This is a genomic window from Corynebacterium suedekumii (genome assembly GCF_030252185.1).
GTDB classification, from domain to species: Bacteria; Actinomycetota; Actinomycetes; order Mycobacteriales; family Mycobacteriaceae; genus Corynebacterium; species Corynebacterium suedekumii.
In genome coordinates this window covers 1,738,394-1,753,811 of record NZ_CP126970.1, presented here as the reverse complement: position 1 = coordinate 1,753,811, position 15,418 = coordinate 1,738,394, and the positions used below count along the sequence as shown (strand labels likewise).

Genomic DNA, 15,418 nt, shown 5'->3' with positions numbered 1-15,418 from the left:
ACGACAAGAGGGTAACCCCAGTCGTTTATTTCAGCGGTCATACGGCGCACCCCGATCGTGGCGTCGAATTCTTCGTGGTAGTCCCGCATCTGGGCCACCAGCGTCTCATCGGCGTTTCGGCGCTGCCTGCGGACAAGCTCACCGTCCCGCCACTTGTAGAAGCTTGAGCGGTTCAGATTAAGGACGTGGCACAACCGCTTCACCGAGTAGGTGGTGGCGTAGTCGTCAACGAACTGGAAGCGGATCACCAGGTCGTCTCTCCCGCGAAATACTTCGCGGCCTTGCGCAGGATATCGCGTTCGGTCGAGAGCTTCTGGGTCTCCGAGCGCAGGTGCTGGACTTCTTTGCGCAGGCGCAGCAGCTCCTCGGCGGGGTCCTCGGCGGTGCTGTTCCGAACGTGCATTTTGAAGCAGCGTGGTGACGATAGTGAAGCGCCGGGGTGAGCATCGTGAAGCGGTGCTCACCCCGGTGCTCGATCCTCACTTCGGTGTCCGGCGGGTTACCTGACCATGGTCGGTGAGAGTCTCATGTTCGGCCCGTCCAGGCTGATGATCTCCGCCCCACCGACAAGACGGTTGAGCAGGGACTCAGCGACGACCTTGTCCGCCATGGAGGTGTACCACTCCTCCGGGTTGAACTGGGAGGTCACCAACGTCGATCCCCGGCCTTCCCGCGCGGACAGGATATTGAACAGCATGTTCGCGGTGTCCGGGCTGATCGCGGTGGTGAGGAAATCATCCAAGACCAGCAGATCCGTGGTGGTGATCTGAGTGACGAACTGCAGACGCTTCGGATCGTGATAATCCATCACCGCCAGCTGCGCGGCCAGGTCATCGGTACGGAAGAACCGGGCGGTGTAGTCACGCCGGCACGCCGCATTGAGCAGCGCCAGGGCGAGGTAGGTCTTGCCTACGGAGGACTTGCCCAGGATGATGACGTTGCTGGCCTTGGCCACCCATTGACAGCTGCCCAGCCGTGTCGTTAACTCACGGCTGAGGTTGCGATCTGGTCGGTAGTCGATGTCTTCTACGCAGGCATCGGGGTGTGGTGATCTGGATGCCTTGAGTAGTTTCTCAACACGACGCTCCGCCCGGGCCGTGACCTCTTTGTCCAACGCGAACGCGATCTTCTGGGAGAAGGTCCACTCGTCATAGTCGGCGTTGTTGGCGATATCGATGACCGTCTGACCGAAGGCGGTCATCCGGAGTTTGGTGAAGGTGTCCAGCCACGTGTCATCCAGGTGGAAGTTGGGGTCCATCACTTCGATTCCTCCTTGTGGTCGCTGGTGTCTGTTCCGGTGAGGGCTTCCAGGCTGAACTGGCCAGCCCCGCCGAGTAGCCCACCGCGGTCACCGTGCCAGTGCGGTGGCGACGTAGAACGTGCATGAGCCCGCGGCGTAGGGGTGGTCGCCGGTCGTGTCGCCTGGTCGCTACGGACCGCGGCCATCATGTTCTTCACGCCCGTGTACGAGATCGCCCGACGACGGGTGGCATCGCCGACCAGTCGGAGGCAGGCCGCCTCGAGGATGGGCTTGTTGTCGCCTTTGCCCATGGCGAGGATGTTGCGGGCCGGCAGATACGCCTGAGCGACAATCGGTCGCGACGCCAGGAGATCAGCGATCGCCATCCTCGTGTTCGGACCCACCCGGGAAGCCTGGGTGAGGAAATACTGCGAGGACCACAGATTGTTCGGATTCTCCATCCCCGGTGGGCAGTGGACCACATCGGTGACATACGCCCCGCGTTGCGTGCCCACCGTGTGCGTGGCGATGGTGGCGCCAGCGGCGAAAACCTCCAGCTGATCGCCGCGGATACGCACGTCCACGGTATCGCCGACATGCTGATACGGCACCGAGTAGTGCACGGTGGCGATCGTGATGTGCCAGTCCGGGCTCACCTTGGATTTCTTCCACACCGTCGGCAGGAAAGGCTCATCAGGCAGTGCCGCCAACAGATCGGCTTCGGCTTCCTGGAAGATCTGGCGGCGGGAGACCTGCTGATCCCGGAACGGAGTGCGATCGTTGATCGCCTCGACAGCTGCCCGCAAGGCCGTGTTGAGGTCATCAAGGTTGCTGAACTCCCGGTCCGCGAGTCGGCGGATCGCCCAGTTGGTGACGACCTTGACCCCGGATTCCACATTGCCCTTGTCCTTGGGGCGCACCGGCCGGGTGGGAAGCGCGGCGGTGTTGTAGTGGGTAAGGAACTCCTCATAAGCGGTGTTGACCCTGCGTGCCTTGTCCCCGGTGCGGATGGCATTCGACGCGGTGGAGGCATTATCCGGCACGATGACCTCAGCCACGCCCCGGAAGTACTCGAAGGCGTGGCGGTGGGCGGCCAGCCAGTTCGGCTGGCGTTCATCAACACACCCGTAGGCAAAGACCATGCCGGAGTACGGCAAGGTCGCGACGAACACGCTGATGCTGGTGGCCCGGCGGGTGACGGAGTCGATGATGCGTATCTTGGTGCCGGCCCAGTCGACCTGCATCGTATGGCCCGGGATGTGCTGGATCCGAGCGGTGAGCCCGCGGGCCTGGACTTCCTGGCCCACCAGCTGACGGAAGCGTTCATAGCTGTAGTGACGAAGGCCCTCTGGCGCGGGCAGGGTGAGGTAGACGGCCCACAGGACATTCAGGGTGTCTTCTTGCGTCCGGTCCGGGCAGCGATCACCGTGTCCATGTCGATGGGGACGAATTCCCCGGCCACGGTCATCCGCCCGTCGCCGACCAGGGCGGCAAGGTCGTCGTCAGGCAATCCCTCGAGTTGGGCGTGGGTGGTGATGTGGTGGTGATCGAGGGCTTTTCCGGCTTTGGCGATGGTAGCGTGCGCGGCACCGCAGCGAGCCTGAATTGTTCGGTAGGAACTGCCCGCGAGGAGCAGTTGCATGATCAACCGGTAGTTGGTCACGGTTGAAGGTCCTTTCAGGTTCCCACACGACCGGGTTGTCGTGTGGCATCTGAAAGTCTGGGGGCTACCGGCCCTGAGCGCTTCACGAAGCTCACCATCGTGCTTCACGATGGTTACCACGGCGCTTCAAACTATCCGTTCCTAACAGGTGCGACTCGACTGGACGCCACGGGCCTTGCGGGCAGCGTAGACCCAGTTTTTCAGCGTCGCCCGACTGATCCCGAGATCGGTGGCGATCATCGAGAACGAGGCGCCTGTCGTGTCCTCGTAGAGTCGGACCGCGTCGGCTTTGAACTCATCGGTGTAGGTGTTCTTCGGCATGGTGGTTTCTCGCATTCTCCGGCCCATTCTGGGCCAGGGTCAGCGTGTCCACCAAACAGGGGACGGCCCCTCTTGATGAAATCCCCGTGTCCACTTTCCGGGGTTCGGGCCCAGGTCCACGAGTTCACGGATCCGGTGATCACGCAGCCGGCCTTCGTCACCGCAGGCCGGGCAGGAGACATCCTGTTCCACCGGGCGGCAGGTGATCCACGTGTGGCGCTCATCGATCGCGGCGCCCGTGATCGTCAGGCCGAGTTCAACGGTCCGGATGATGGTGTCAGCAATAAGAGACGTAGAATCGGGCATAGGTCCTCGGAGCGAAAGATGGTTGTGTAAGAACTTTCATCTTCGCACCGGGGACCCCTATATCTTGTGGTGGGTCCCGATCCTCATGCTGGCACTCGCATCCCGGCTACGCACCCCAGATCCGGAAGAGCCGGCAAGGCTCTTCAGGATTTAGAGTGCGTTGATCTTGGTGTGCAGCTGTCCGGAGTGGATCAAGGATCGCAAGATGTAGTGCCCGAGGTTCTTGAACCCCAGAGCGATGCCGCGCAGATGCTCCAGGCGCCCGTTGATCGCCTCGACGGGCCCGTTGGACGCGCCGATATCGAAATACGCCAGCACGTCCTTCTGTCGCCGGTACAGCGTGTTTCCCAGCTGCTTAATCTCCTCTAACCCCTTCGGCATCGTCGATGAACGCAGCGTGCTGATCACCTTCCGCATTAGCTTCTTGCCCTCGGCTTTCTTCGGGTGCTGATAGGCGGCGATGATCTGCTGATACACCGACCACGTCACCTCCAAAGCCACGTAGTCTTCGTCGGTGGCCCACAGTTGCTCGAGTCGCCGATGCTGTCGATCAGTGAGGAAGTCAATCCTGGTCAACAGGGTTTTCCGGTTCTTATACAACGGATCGTTTTTCTTGCCCCGCCGCCCGGTGGTCATCCGCTGCAGGCGCTGCCGGCACACGGTCAACTTGTCGGCGGCCAGGTGCACCACGTGAAAGGGATCCATCACCGCCTGCGCCCGCGGCAGGGCCTGTTTGGTGGCGGTGGCGTAGCCGGCAAACCCATCCATCGTGACAACCTCGACCCGGTCGCGAAAGCCCTGCCCACGCTGGCTGAGCCAATCGCTCAGTACCGCGGCGCTACGACCCGGGACCATGTCCAGCAACCGGGCCGGTCCGGCGCCGTCGATGACGGGGGTGATGTCGACGAGCACGGTGACGAACGAGTCCGGCTCACCGGCCCGGTGGGTGTGCTTCCACACGTGCTCGTCCACGCCCAGCACGCGTACCCCGGCGGTGGCCGGGGTCGTCGTAGACCAGGTGCCGGCAGGCATCCAGGGCGAGGTCGTTGACCAGGTCCCAGCCCAAGCCCAGGGCTTCGGCGGTGGCGGAGATACTCATTTTGTCGATCGCCAACCGTTGCAGAATCCAGCGGGTCACCCGGCGAGTGACGGTGCGCCCGCGTTCGGCGCAGGCCAGTTCGCCCTGGTAGATCCGCTGGGCACAGGACTGATTCAGGCACAGGAACCGCGGCACGCGTACCTGCAGCCTGGTGGGGAAGCCGACGACGGGAAGATCGGTCAGCCGGCGCACGACGTGATCACGCAGCCGGCCTGTGTGTCCGCAGCCCGGGCACTTGTCGCAGGAGTCGATGGGACGAGCACTGATGACCGTGAACTCGCCGGCATCCGCGGCATCGGTGATCGTTAATCCCAGCTCCGCGGTGCGGCAAATGGTGTCGGCGACGAGGTTGAACGTAGGCTGCATTGTAGGGTCCTGGTTCGGTCAGATGGTTGTGTGGTAACTCTCATCTTGTACCGGCCAGGGCCCCTACATGTTGTGCCACCCCGACATATCACTTCCCGCTAATTACGCACTCCAGATCCGGATGAGCCGGCATACCCTCCGGTACGGACTTAGGGTAACGCGTGAAACTGTAATCTCGTTTTCAGTCCGTAGAGTTCACGGAGCCTAATAAGAGATTTCTCTGCTCATAGTTAAATTTCACAGCTGCAGAGTGAGATCTGCATGCTTAGTTACGCGTGCGTCGTGCGTGGCAACGACAGCGATTCCCCCAGCTTTACAGTGTTCAGTGAGAAAGTCGGTAACGCGTTGGGCGTTCTTGTCATCAAGGGCCGCGGTCGGTTCATCCATCAGCAGGAGCGGGGGGCGGCGTAGTGCCAAGCGGATGATGCCGACGCGTTGTTGTTCACCTCCGCTAAGGCGGTAGACAGGAGTGTTGATGAACTCGAAGGGAAGACTGAAGCGTTGGAATATCTCACGGGCCCATTCGGGGTCATCCCGTAGCTGGTAACCGCCGACTTCCAAGTTCTTTTTAACCGTCCAAGAAGCAACGACACCTGCATTCTGAAAAGAGAAGCCCACCTTGTTGCGGAGAAAATCACGTTTGGCACTACCGCGCAGTTTCGCTGGTTCCTGTCCTAAGACGTGGAGGGCTCCGGTGCTTGGGCGTTCCAAGCTGCCTAAACTCTGCAACAGAGTAGTCTTTCCCGAGCCGCTTTCCCCGACTACCACGGTGTAGGAACCAGGACTCGCGGTAAAAGATAGGTCCTGCCAGAGAGTGCGACCAGGGTATTCGAAAGCAAGGCCTCGGGCGAGGATACCATCGGTTGATGGGGTGGCAGTCATATTCTTCTGTCCTCTCACTGGACCATCTAGCATATGTGCTGGGATCTCGGAATCTTGGCGGAAACTCATGTCACCTCCAGAGCAGTGCGGGTGAGACTGCGCTTAAGGGCTAGCAACATGGCACTGGTCGTAGCCAAAGCGATTGCGGTGATGATTGCCACAATCGCTACCTGGGGGAGTACAGAGATTTTGACGACTGCGCTTGCGAGGAAGGCCGGTATCGCAGAAAGAACTCCAACGAGGGCCAGGAACCGGCCGTAAATGTTGAAGAACCCACTTCCCGTGGAGGCCAGCAAGAAAATCGCGGTCGCTTTTCGGGCGTGGTACACGGCCGCAAAAATGATTGAGCCAAGCATGAGAACCAGAAGCATGACGATGGTCCCCGTGATAGTTATGCGCAGTTCGGCTAGTCGGTTGGCATGATCGAGGGCGGAGAGCTCCGCGATGCTTTCTAACGCTACAACGGCATGACCAACTCCGGCATAATCGACGAGCTGTTTGTATTTGTCTTGGTCGGCGTACGCGCCGACATCCCCGTAGAAGTCATCGGAGAGTAGCCCGTTATCTGCATCGATGATGACAGTGATCGGGTCGACAAGGTGCATCGAGCTACCTGTAGCGTCGTAGTCTAGGCGGGGCACGATACCGAGGTCCACTCCAGTAAGCACCGTAGTGTTGGGACGGGCTTGATCAGGGGCATCTTCATTGAGTGAAAGCTGAAAATTCAACCACTGGTCGAGACTTGAGCGGATAGCATCCTTATGCTCGCTGAGATCTGCCGGAATCACCAGGGTCACCGCTCCGAGCTGTCCCGCCCGTGAGTCAACCGCTTCCTTTAATTCCGGGTCTACCGAGGGGAGGGTTCTTAGGAAAGCAGAATTAATCAGTAGGCTTCTTTGCGGATCGATTGCGTGCTGCTCACCTATAAATGAACTCAAGATTCCTGCCTCGGTTAGAAGCACACTGTCCTGCTGTTCCATGGTTCGGAAGATCTCGCCGAGTTTGGGAAAGATTTCAGATGCTTCCTCTGTGGCGATCGCATAGCTAAAGACTGGTTTCACTAATTCGGGGTGGGCAGCGCGGAACGAGTCGGCCGGTTGAGCCTGTCGAAACTCAGTGATCTGATTGATAGTTCCTGCAGTGTTGCCACCTGCACCTGCTGTCGCGATCACAATCGCAGTAGCGGATAGGACGGTAAGAAGCCGCATCGGACGATCACCTTTGATGATCCGACCGATTGAATGATTTCTTACCGACAGTGCCACGAGCCCCATTGCGCTAGCAGCTGCAATCAGTACTATCACCAGTTGTTGGGCACCGATCACCAAGATCGTGCGGGCTTGATACCCATTGAGATTGATCAGCGAATACGCCAGAAGGGCGAATGAGGACAGCGCTACGCAGACCGTCACAGGGATCAAAAGAGCGCAGCCCTCTGCGGCACGTATCCGACTAAGCGGCATTCCTGTGGTGAGCCGCAACCCCGCAATCGCCAGCCGCACACTTGCTAGATTCGCTGCCGCTAAAACCAGCGCGCTGAGCAGAATCAGCACCGCGATGCCCCATGGACTACCCACCAGGAAGATTCCCCACAGTAACGAGCTGGGCGGGGATGATGTCTGAGGGGCCCGGATACCCAAACGCTCCAGTGAAGAGACAATCCCCTGGGCCTGTTGAGCATCTCCTTGCACTAGATAGGTTCCCAGCAGCCTGTCGCGGGTCAGTGCAGCCGCCGGCTGCAGTGTCGCCGGGAATTGTGTGCCAAAAGTCGGGAACGCTCCTTGATCGAGATCACCTATCACCAAGGTTTCTTCACCGATGAACACGTAATAGTCCGTGGAACGCACACTCTCCTGGGCTGAAGGCGACATCTTATAGACGTTGACGTGCTCGTCTCCCGCAGCTTCTCTGATCGTGGAAACCACTTCATCCCGGGAGACTGACGATGGGATTTCACTGATGGAAAAACCATGTGTAAAGCCCTCAGGGCCCCACCGATCCTGATCAATGAGGAAAGAAATCGTAGCCCCAAGTAATACACCTGCCAGCAACACGGAAGTCATCCACATGATGCTTCGCGCCAATGAAAGATTGCTGGTCATTTGTTCCTTTCCAACGAAAAATCGTGGTCCCAGTGTCACTTAAGACACCAGGACCACAATTCGAGATATCTCTGTTGCGGCTTTAAGCGCGCCAGTAGGTAGTGTTACCGCCCCAAGTAGCCCGAATGGAGGCGTACGACCACAATCCCGGGGGGACTGTGTCCGACCGGTTGCAACGGTTTGCATTGCACGCCGTACTACCATGCGCCTTGCTGCCATGCAGGTAGTTTGACCAGGTGTTCATGGTTACATAGCTGGTACCCTGATTCCATGTTCCGCCACCAGGATAAGAGATAGCTGCATGGGCCCCACTTGCGGCTCCCATTGCAAGCGCTCCACCCAGCCCAACAGTTGCTAGCACTTTTGCTGCTCTCTTCATTATTGCCCTTCCTGTCCTTGAGCCTCGCTGTCAGTGCCATAATTGGCACCTATGAGAATCATAGGAGGGGAAACGGAAATTTGTCAAGCCCCGGGTTTTGTAGAGGGTCATGTCTTTGTTGATCAGGCCGCGTGGGCCTGAAGCATGTTCCATTCCTGGTGGACTTCCCGCGGCGGGCGGTAACCCAACGAGGAGTGCAGCCGGCGGTTGTTGTACCACCCGATCCACTTCGACGACTCCACCAGAACATCAGCCAACGACGGCCAGGTCCGCCGATCGATCAGCTCGGCCTTGAACAACGAATTCAACGCCTCCGCCATCGCATTATCGTAGGAGTCACCCCGGGAACCGACTGAAGCCACGACCTTCGCCTCCGCCAGAGCTTCGCCGTAGACAACCGAGCGATACTGGGCGCGTTCAACCAGTCGATGCAACACCGCCTGTTTGGAGCAACTGTAGTTGCTCGTCGAAGACTTCAGCGGGGGTACGCCAGCCGAGGACTTTGCGGGGCCTGTTGTTGAGCACCAGAGCGATAGCTTCGAGGTCCTCAGCGGACCAGCGGGACAGATCGGTGCCCTTTGGGAAGTACTGGCGCAGCAACCCGTTCGTGTTCTCGTTCGTGGGCCGCTGCCAAGGCGAATGCGGATCAGCGAAGAACACCTTCGTGCCGGTGTCCAGCGCGAACTGCGCGTGAGCGGACAGTTCCTTGCCACGGTCCCAGATGAGCGTTTTGCGTAGCTGGATGGGAATCTTCGTCATCGACGCGGTCAGGGCGGTGTTCATCGCGCGGGCGCCGTAACCGCCCAGCGACGCGCCGTTCTTCACAGGTGGGCTCTCGCCCCAGCCTTCCAGTCGAGGCAGATGGACCAGCAGCGTGGCCCTGCTGGACCGTTCGATCACCGTGCCGATGGCGGACCGGCCGGTGCCGATGATCAGATCCCCCTCCCAGTGCCCGGGGACCGCCCGATCCGCGGCTTCAGCAGGCCGTTCGCTTAGTACGACGTCCGCGGTGACATGTCCCTGCGGCTTGTTCTGAGATCGTGCCCGCGGCTGGCGCAACGCACGGCCGGTTCGCAAGCATGCGACCAGGTCCCGTCTGAGCGCGCCGCGGCCCTCGATGAACAACGACTGATAGATCGCCTCATGGCTGATGCGCATGGACTCATCATCGGGGAAGTCGATCCGCAACCGATGAGAGATCTGCTCCGGACTCCACGCCGTCGCCCACCGACGATCCTGCCGGTGCGGCTTATTGCGACCTTTCCAATCTGCGGTCACCGGTCCAGCAACGACCGTTCCATCAGCACGCTTCACAGACCCGTCGAGGCGTTCCTGGACATACTCGTGAAGTCGATCATTGACGACGAGCTTGGCCGCTTTCGGACGCTTGGCCACCTGTTGCGCCTTCCACTGCGCCACCGTCGCCCGGTACTCCTGCACGCCGCCACGCGTGGCGGCATTGCGACGCAACTCGCGTGAGATCGTTCCCGGATCCCGCCCCAGGGCACGAGCAATCTCGCGCACCCCCTTGTCCTTGGCGCGCATGATCGCGATCTCCTCACGCTCCTCGAACGACAGGTATCGGCCGGTGGGCTCTGCCAGTGAGATCGGGGGCATGCCGCCAGCGTGACGAAACCAGCGGGTGCCGACCGGGACCGACACGCCGACAGCTAACGACGCTTCCGCTGTCGTGACGCCCTTCGCGATTGTGCGCCAGAACTGACGTTGCACCACACGCGACGGATCCGGCCTGCCCGGAGAACGCATCGCCGGACGCAACGCCCGGTCCGCACGCCACTGCCGACGCACCCCCTCCGGAACATCACTAGTCTTCCTGCTCCAGTCCGCCGTTGCCATCGTTGAACACCTCCGCGATCAAGGTGTTGCGACGACCGCTTGAATCCGCCAACACTGCCGTGATCCGAGTGGAAAATCGCCCCATTCAGGTCTCCGCGCACCTTCTGCGCCATCGTGAGAGCTTCCTCGACGAGCTCGGTGCGCATGTGATCGGCGATCGCGAAACCGGTCAACTGCCGCGAATAACAATCAATAACGGTGGCCAGGTACATATTCGACCCGTCCGCGATCGGCAGGTACGTGATATCGCCGACGTAGACCGCGTTCGGCCTGTCCGCAGTGAACCGGCGTTGCAGCAGGTCCGGGAACGTCGGAACCCGTTTCGCAGACACGGTGGTTTTCACGCGGCGTTTTTTCGTGTAGCCGAACAGACCCATCTGCCGCATCAGCCGGGCCGTGCGCTTGTGATTGACCCGCTGCACAACAACGCCGCCGGCGGAGTTGCCGTCGCTGGAGTTGATAGTCGCAGTCACACGTTTCGCCCCGTAGCAGCCGTTCTCGGCGTTGAAGGTGGTCTTGATCTGCGCTCCCAGCACCGCGTCGGCGACGAGGCGTTGCCGGCGGGCAGGGGCAGCCGATTTCCAGGCGTAGTACGAGGACCGGTTGATCTTCAGAACCTCACATAACCGCTTGACCTCGTAGAAGTCTCGGTGGTCGTCAACAAATCGGAAGCGGTTCACCAATTCGTCTCTTCCGCGAAATATTTAGCCGCCTTGCGTAGGATTTCTCGTTCCTCCCGGAGCTTGGCGTTTTCGCGTTCCAACACGCGGATGCGCTCGGTATCGGAGAGTCCTTCAGCCGGGGTGCGTGCGCTGTTGGCGGCGGCGACGGGGCTGGCGACTTTCTCGCCGTTGGCGTTGGTTTTGGTGCCGGTGCCGAAGGCATCGAGCCAGGTGCGCAGGGAGTTGCGGTTGACTCCGAGATCGGAGGCGATCGCGTTGACCGTGGCTCCGGGAGTCGACTCGTACAACACCACTGCGTCACGCTTGAACTGCTCGGTGTAGGTCTTGCGTGGCATGGTGGAAAGGTACCTCACTTCCCCAGCGTGATGCTGGTTTCAGCGTGTCCACCATCAAGGGGTCAGGTCCCACGTCGTTGTCACGGTCGACGGCCCGCAGGGTGTGCGGCATCGTCCGGGCGGTATCGGCGATGATGAACGCGTCCCGCCGGTCGGTCTTCGACCTGCCGGGGTACAGGTCCGCGGCTTTGCGCATGGCCAGTCCCGGCAGGTAGCCGACGAGGCAGCCGGCATCCCGGGCCACGGCGATAGGCAGGGCGCCGATGGTGTTGGGCTGGTCAACGACCACCAGGACGACACCGTGCTCCTGCAGGTCGGTGAAGACCTTGCGCAGCTGGTCTTCGTCCTGAGGTAGGGGTTTGTCGTAGATGATCTCGCCTGTTTCCAGCATCGCGCAGGCGTGGTGGTTGGTTTTGCCGACGTCTAATCCGATGGTGACGTCGATGGTGCCGGTGGTCATGGCCGGCCTCCTCGTGTGTCGGAGCAACAGTGACAGGTCGAACCTCGTCGCTGGTGTCTCGACATCCGGTGCTGGCACCCACGTTACAAAGAGAACTGAACCTTGAGGTTCGTCCGTGTCCCTATTAGCAGTCAACGGGTGTCCTGGTAGCCCGGCGGCAACACCCCCCGGATCATGGAAACTACAGGGCGATTAAGCCATACCGGGCCCAGCGACTATCCCCATTATGGGGACACCATCAAAGTAACGGGACGGGTGGCGTCGATAAGAATCCCCCACAATGGATGCATGTCATTACAGCGGGCGCAGGAGCGGTGCCAGCAGCTGCGCAGCACCGGGCGCGTCGAGATTCCCGAGTCGCTGCGACACCAGGCGCTGGTTCTCCTCGGTTGTCTCGCGTTCACCGCGATCGGGGTGGCGGGGCTGATCGCCCGGTGGAGTGACCTCGGGTCCGTGGGGCGGATGCTCACGAATGCCGCCGTGTGGATGAGTCTGCTCGCCGTCGGCTTCTTCGGCGTGGTGGGTATTCCTGCCCTGTTGGTGCAAATGCGGCTGAGGTCGTCTCTGGTGCTCACCTGGGACGGCATCGAGGAACACCGGGACAATTCCGGGCAACGCCTGCAGACGTCCTCGTTGAGCTGGTCGGACATCGAGGCGGTGACCGGCCAGTACGTCGGCGGCCGCTGGCCGTCGAAAGGTGCCTACACCGTGTTCCTTCATCTGCGGCCGGAAGCATATCGCCGCTACCACGAGGGGCTCAGCCCGATGGCCCGGCGCCTGGAGAAGGCCAACAGCCGCCTGTTCGGCGCAGGGTCGGTGGCACTGCGCCGCTTCCAGGGCGGGTCGAAGTTACTGGAACAACTGCTTCAGCGGGCGCACCGGGACTTCGGTGCCGACCCGACGACGAGGAGAATGACATGAACCAGGCGACCGGCATGCCACGCACCCCGCAGGACCTCATGGGCGAGCTCCAGCTGCGTGGGACCACCACCATCGAGGCGACCCACCAGCTCAACCGGCTCGGGGCCATCCTCTTCCTCGCCATCTCCCCCATCCCGCTCATCCTCGGGTTGGCAGGGCTGGGGTTCGGGGTGGCTGTGCCCGACACCACGCTGCTCACCATCGGACTGTTCAGCATGCTCATCGGGGCCGGGGGCCTGGTCGCCGGACTAACGCTGCGCCGACGCAGCCGCAACGTCCGGGGAGCCGTGTGGACGGTGGACACCCGGGGTATCACCATCGACGGCGTCGGCCCGGTGCCGTGGGGCGATCTGGAGGCGCCGACACACCGCTTCGAGCCCAACCCCTACGACGACGGGTACCAGCGGGCGCTGGTCATGCCGCTGACGGATGCCGGCCGGCAGCGCGCGCTGGCCCTCGACCCCACCTCACGGCGGATCATCAACGTCTCGGTGCGCGACACCGTTTTCTTCGGGCCGAAACCCCTGAAGTCCGTGCGCATCCCGGCGATGAAGGAGATGTCCGCCGGTGACTTCGCCGGGTTCCTGGAGAACGCCCGCCGGTTTTACGGCGGCGGCGCACTGTGAAAAGCATTGTGAACCGCTCTGTGAATCGGGCTGTGACCTGGCGGGATCTACCCCGTAGGTCCACCCGACTGGCTCTGAGGATGCTGTCGACTCTCGGGACGCTGCCGACTCTGCCGACTCTGACGCCGTAACCACCGGGCGTCCGTTGCCCGCTCCCGCCGCAACCACCTGGGGTAGATCCACAACGGCAGCACCGTGTTGTAGGAGACGACTCGGGCACCGATGAGCAGCAGGAACTGTGCCCCGTTGAGGACCACCAGAGGATAGAGCACGAGGTCGAGGTTGTCGGCCAGCCACGGACCGAGGGTGACCAGGGCCCCGATGAACATCAGGGTCTCCGCCGCGACCGGCAGCCACACCAGCCCGAGGGCCTCGAAGGGTGGGTAGCCCTGCATCTGCTCCACCGGTTCGGTGCGCATCCACCACCGGGCAGACGACGATCTGCCGCTGCGCCACCACAGGCAGTACCCGACGAGGACGAGACCGGCGACGATCATGCCCACGCCGACGGTCGTTCCGATGAGGTCTGCGGGATTCACCGGGCCGATTGTACGAGGTTGCCCAGGGTACGAAAAACCCAGGTGAATCCGATGGTTGACCCCCACCCGCCGTACGATGTGCGCGTGAACAGCAGACTGGCGCAGGACCGGTACCAGCAGTTGCGGTCGACGGGTCACGTGGAGATCCCGCAGCCGCTGAGCACCTTCGCCCTCGCCCTCATCGGCTGCCTCATCTTCTCGGCGATCGGTGCACTGTTCCTCTACTCGGCATTCGTCTACTCCGGTGCATGGACCGCCGGATTCGCCCACCCCGGTGCGTGGATGGGCCTGCTGTGTGTGGGCTTTTTCGGCGTGTTCGGGATCCCCGCTGTCATCATGCAGATGGTCCACCGCTCCATTCTCGTCCTGACCTGGGAGGGGCTGGCGGAGTACCGGCAGAAGAAGGGTGAGCAGAGCGTCACCTGGTCGACGGCCTGGCGGGACATCGAGGCGGTGACCTCCCGTCACGTCGGCGGCCGGTGGCCCTACAAGGGTCAGTTCATGGTGTTCCTCCAGCTCCGTCCGTGCACCTTCGACTCCTACCGGTCCGGGCTCAACCCGACCGTCCGCGGACTCGAGTCCGTCAACTCGGCGATGTTCGGCCGGCGAATGGTGGGGCTGAAGCGCTTCGCGGGCGGCCAGAAGACCGTGTTCGAACTGCTCGATCAGGCGCACCGGGACTTCGGGTGACACCGGCCCTCCCCCTACGCGGGACAGCGTCGTCACTGCTGTCGTGGATCACTGCCACCGGGGTCATCCGCTCCCGTTCATGGCCGAGGTTGACATCTCGTGTCGGAGGCGGTTTCTCCTTAGGTTCTCCTGGGCCCACCACCTCGCTCACGGAGCCCGGGCTGCTGTCAGCTGAGCCAGGGGTCGATGCACCGGACGGTGAGTGGCTGGAGGTCCTTGATGCTCCGGGTGACCACACTCATGTTGTGGACCAGCGCCGTTGCCGCGATGAGGCAGTCACGCTCGGGGCGGGGATCAGGGGCATGAAGCCCCGCCGATCTGATGGCCACGGGCGTGTCCACGGGTAGGATTCGACCGGAGAAAAGGTCCAGGACCTCCTGGTCCAGCCACCGCCGGAGTTTCCTGCCCTGTATCTGATCCCGTCGCTCGAGGCGTTGGACACCCAGTTCGAGTTCGAACACGGTGACAGCACTGAGATACATGTCGGCCGGTCGACGTTCGGAGAACCACGCCAGCACCTGCGGGTTCGCGGTGGGTTTGCGGAGTTCGCTGACCACGTTGGTGTCGATGATGTACATCAGAACTCGGGAACCTTGAAGTCCAGCTCTGCCGGCGGAAACGTGAGATCCACATCCTCCCCGAGATCATCCATTCGAAGACGGGCGAGGAAAACCGAAGCGTCATGGTCGGTGAGCCGGCGATACTCCGCGATGGACAGCAGGACGTACGCGGGTTCTCCGCGATCAGTGACCACCACCGGCCCGTGATCTGCGGCGCGTTTTGCGGCACTGACGTCCCGGTTGAACTCCCGCGAAGACACAGTCTCCATCACTGCCACCTCCATCATGTAGGTACGTACCTACATCCTAACGATCCCCCGCGGGGATGCAAGGTCCGCAATACCCCGCAGTCAGAGCATTCACCCGGCCGGGCCCTCTGTGCTTGACTG

Annotated in this window: 15 protein-coding genes and 4 pseudogenes; 3 read left to right on the top strand and 16 right to left on the bottom strand. The window is 61.6% G+C overall.

From position 1 onward, the window contains the following. Positions 1 to 145: 145 nt before the first annotated feature. The 13 genes and pseudogenes from QP029_RS08835 to QP029_RS08780 form a co-directional block, all read right to left on the bottom strand. A pseudogene (locus QP029_RS08835) lies at positions 146 to 310 on the bottom strand (IS3-like element IS3502 family transposase); the annotation flags it as partial. Positions 311 to 499: 189 nt separating this feature from the next. Further along, positions 500 to 1,258 carry an ATP-binding protein gene (locus tag QP029_RS08830; RefSeq protein WP_284876207.1) on the bottom strand — a complete coding sequence of 253 codons (759 nt, stop codon included), beginning with the start codon at positions 1,256 to 1,258 and terminating at the stop codon, positions 500 to 502. Then, on the bottom strand, positions 1,258 to 2,601 hold the full coding sequence (gene istA / locus QP029_RS08825) for an IS21 family transposase (protein ID WP_284876206.1): 1,344 nt from the start codon (positions 2,599 to 2,601) through the stop codon (positions 1,258 to 1,260). Before istA ends, QP029_RS08830 begins: the two co-directional genes overlap by 1 nt. A 26-nt stretch (positions 2,602 to 2,627) precedes the next feature. Further along, positions 2,628 to 2,903 carry a hypothetical protein gene (locus QP029_RS08820; RefSeq protein ID WP_284873960.1) on the bottom strand — a complete coding sequence of 92 codons (276 nt, stop codon included), beginning with the start codon at positions 2,901 to 2,903 and terminating at the stop codon, positions 2,628 to 2,630. Between the two features lie 189 nt (positions 2,904 to 3,092). Beyond that, positions 3,093 to 3,224, bottom strand: a pseudogene (locus tag QP029_RS08815) (transposase); the annotation flags it as partial. 456 nt (positions 3,225 to 3,680) lie between these two features. Then, positions 3,681 to 4,995, bottom strand: a pseudogene (locus tag QP029_RS08810) (ISL3 family transposase). Between the two features lie 237 nt (positions 4,996 to 5,232). Continuing rightward, the gene (locus QP029_RS08805) at positions 5,233 to 5,946 is read right to left on the bottom strand and encodes an ATP-binding cassette domain-containing protein (protein ID WP_284873959.1); all 714 of its coding nucleotides are present in this window, start codon (positions 5,944 to 5,946) and stop codon (positions 5,233 to 5,235) included. Continuing rightward, the gene (locus tag QP029_RS08800) at positions 5,943 to 7,979 is read right to left on the bottom strand and encodes a hypothetical protein (protein ID WP_284873958.1); all 2,037 of its coding nucleotides are present in this window, start codon (positions 7,977 to 7,979) and stop codon (positions 5,943 to 5,945) included. Before QP029_RS08800 ends, QP029_RS08805 begins: the two co-directional genes overlap by 4 nt. 82 nt (positions 7,980 to 8,061) lie before the next feature. Further along, on the bottom strand, positions 8,062 to 8,304 hold the full coding sequence (locus QP029_RS14310) for a lactococcin 972 family bacteriocin (protein ID WP_432418727.1): 243 nt from the start codon (positions 8,302 to 8,304) through the stop codon (positions 8,062 to 8,064). A gap of 176 nt (positions 8,305 to 8,480) precedes the next feature. Further along, positions 8,481 to 8,720 (bottom strand): integrase core domain-containing protein, encoded by a 240-nt coding sequence (locus QP029_RS08795; RefSeq protein WP_284873957.1) that lies wholly within the window; start codon positions 8,718 to 8,720, stop codon positions 8,481 to 8,483. 55 nt (positions 8,721 to 8,775) lie between these two features. Next, positions 8,776 to 10,125, bottom strand: coding sequence for an IS30 family transposase (locus QP029_RS08790; RefSeq protein ID WP_432418672.1), 1,350 nt, complete (start codon positions 10,123 to 10,125; stop codon positions 8,776 to 8,778). Continuing rightward, positions 10,029 to 11,233 (bottom strand): IS3 family transposase gene (locus tag QP029_RS08785; protein WP_432418671.1). Its coding sequence is split into 2 segments (ribosomal slippage): positions 10,029 to 10,906 and positions 10,906 to 11,233, totalling 1,206 coding nucleotides; the frame shifts between segments, so codons are not numbered across the junction. Before QP029_RS08785 ends, QP029_RS08790 begins: the two co-directional genes overlap by 97 nt. Positions 11,234 to 11,306: 73 nt before the next feature. Beyond that, a pseudogene (locus QP029_RS08780) lies at positions 11,307 to 11,693 on the bottom strand (IS110 family transposase); the annotation flags it as partial. A gap of 288 nt (positions 11,694 to 11,981) precedes the next feature. Here QP029_RS08780 and QP029_RS08775 point away from each other — a divergent pair. Together QP029_RS08775 and QP029_RS08770 are read left to right on the top strand one after the other, a co-directional pair. Next, the gene (locus tag QP029_RS08775; RefSeq protein WP_284873955.1) at positions 11,982 to 12,614 is read left to right on the top strand and encodes a hypothetical protein; all 633 of its coding nucleotides are present in this window, start codon (positions 11,982 to 11,984) and stop codon (positions 12,612 to 12,614) included. After that, a complete protein-coding gene (locus QP029_RS08770; protein WP_284873954.1) occupies positions 12,611 to 13,240 on the top strand; it encodes a hypothetical protein in 630 nt (209 codons plus the stop codon). Before QP029_RS08775 ends, QP029_RS08770 begins: the two co-directional genes overlap by 4 nt. Positions 13,241 to 13,287: 47 nt before the next feature. Here the strand turns inward: QP029_RS08770 and QP029_RS08765 are convergent, their stop codons facing one another. Continuing rightward, positions 13,288 to 13,779 (bottom strand): hypothetical protein, encoded by a 492-nt coding sequence (locus QP029_RS08765; protein ID WP_284873953.1) that lies wholly within the window; start codon positions 13,777 to 13,779, stop codon positions 13,288 to 13,290. Between the two features lie 84 nt (positions 13,780 to 13,863). On the opposite strand from QP029_RS08765, the gene QP029_RS08760 reads away from it, so the two are divergent. Next, a complete protein-coding gene (locus QP029_RS08760) occupies positions 13,864 to 14,469 on the top strand; it encodes a hypothetical protein (RefSeq protein WP_284873952.1) in 606 nt (201 codons plus the stop codon). Between the two features lie 167 nt (positions 14,470 to 14,636). On the opposite strand, the gene QP029_RS08755 is transcribed toward QP029_RS08760, so the two are convergent. Both QP029_RS08755 and QP029_RS08750 read right to left on the bottom strand, forming a co-directional pair. Beyond that, positions 14,637 to 15,047: a type II toxin-antitoxin system VapC family toxin gene (locus tag QP029_RS08755; protein ID WP_349293705.1), complete on the bottom strand. Its 411-nt coding sequence runs from the start codon at positions 15,045 to 15,047 to the stop codon at positions 14,637 to 14,639. Then, positions 15,047 to 15,316 carry a type II toxin-antitoxin system Phd/YefM family antitoxin gene (locus QP029_RS08750; protein WP_432418670.1) on the bottom strand — a complete coding sequence of 90 codons (270 nt, stop codon included), beginning with the start codon at positions 15,314 to 15,316 and terminating at the stop codon, positions 15,047 to 15,049. The genes QP029_RS08755 and QP029_RS08750 overlap by 1 nt, the downstream gene beginning before the upstream one ends. Positions 15,317 to 15,418: the final 102 nt, after the last annotated feature.

Bases quoted from the DNA above. Each gene is read 5' to 3' on its own strand.
- QP029_RS08830 (WP_284876207.1), bottom strand. From the start codon at position 1,258: ATGGACCCCAACTTCCACCTGGATGACACGTGGCTGGACACCTTCACC.
- QP029_RS08805 (WP_284873959.1), bottom strand. From the start codon at position 5,946: ATGAGTTTCCGCCAAGATTCCGAGATCCCAGCACATATGCTAGATGGT.
- QP029_RS08800 (WP_284873958.1), bottom strand. From the start codon at position 7,979: ATGACCAGCAATCTTTCATTGGCGCGAAGCATCATGTGGATGACTTCC.
- QP029_RS14310 (WP_432418727.1), bottom strand. From the start codon at position 8,304: ATGGGAGCCGCAAGTGGGGCCCATGCAGCTATCTCTTATCCTGGTGGC.
- QP029_RS08790 (WP_432418672.1), bottom strand. From the start codon at position 10,125: ATGCGTTCTCCGGGCAGGCCGGATCCGTCGCGTGTGGTGCAACGTCAG.
- QP029_RS08775 (WP_284873955.1), top strand. From the start codon at position 11,982: ATGTCATTACAGCGGGCGCAGGAGCGGTGCCAGCAGCTGCGCAGCACC.
- QP029_RS08770 (WP_284873954.1), top strand. From the start codon at position 12,611: ATGAACCAGGCGACCGGCATGCCACGCACCCCGCAGGACCTCATGGGC.
- QP029_RS08755 (WP_349293705.1), bottom strand. From the start codon at position 15,047: ATGTACATCATCGACACCAACGTGGTCAGCGAACTCCGCAAACCCACC.
- QP029_RS08750 (WP_432418670.1), bottom strand. From the start codon at position 15,316: ATGATGGAGGTGGCAGTGATGGAGACTGTGTCTTCGCGGGAGTTCAAC.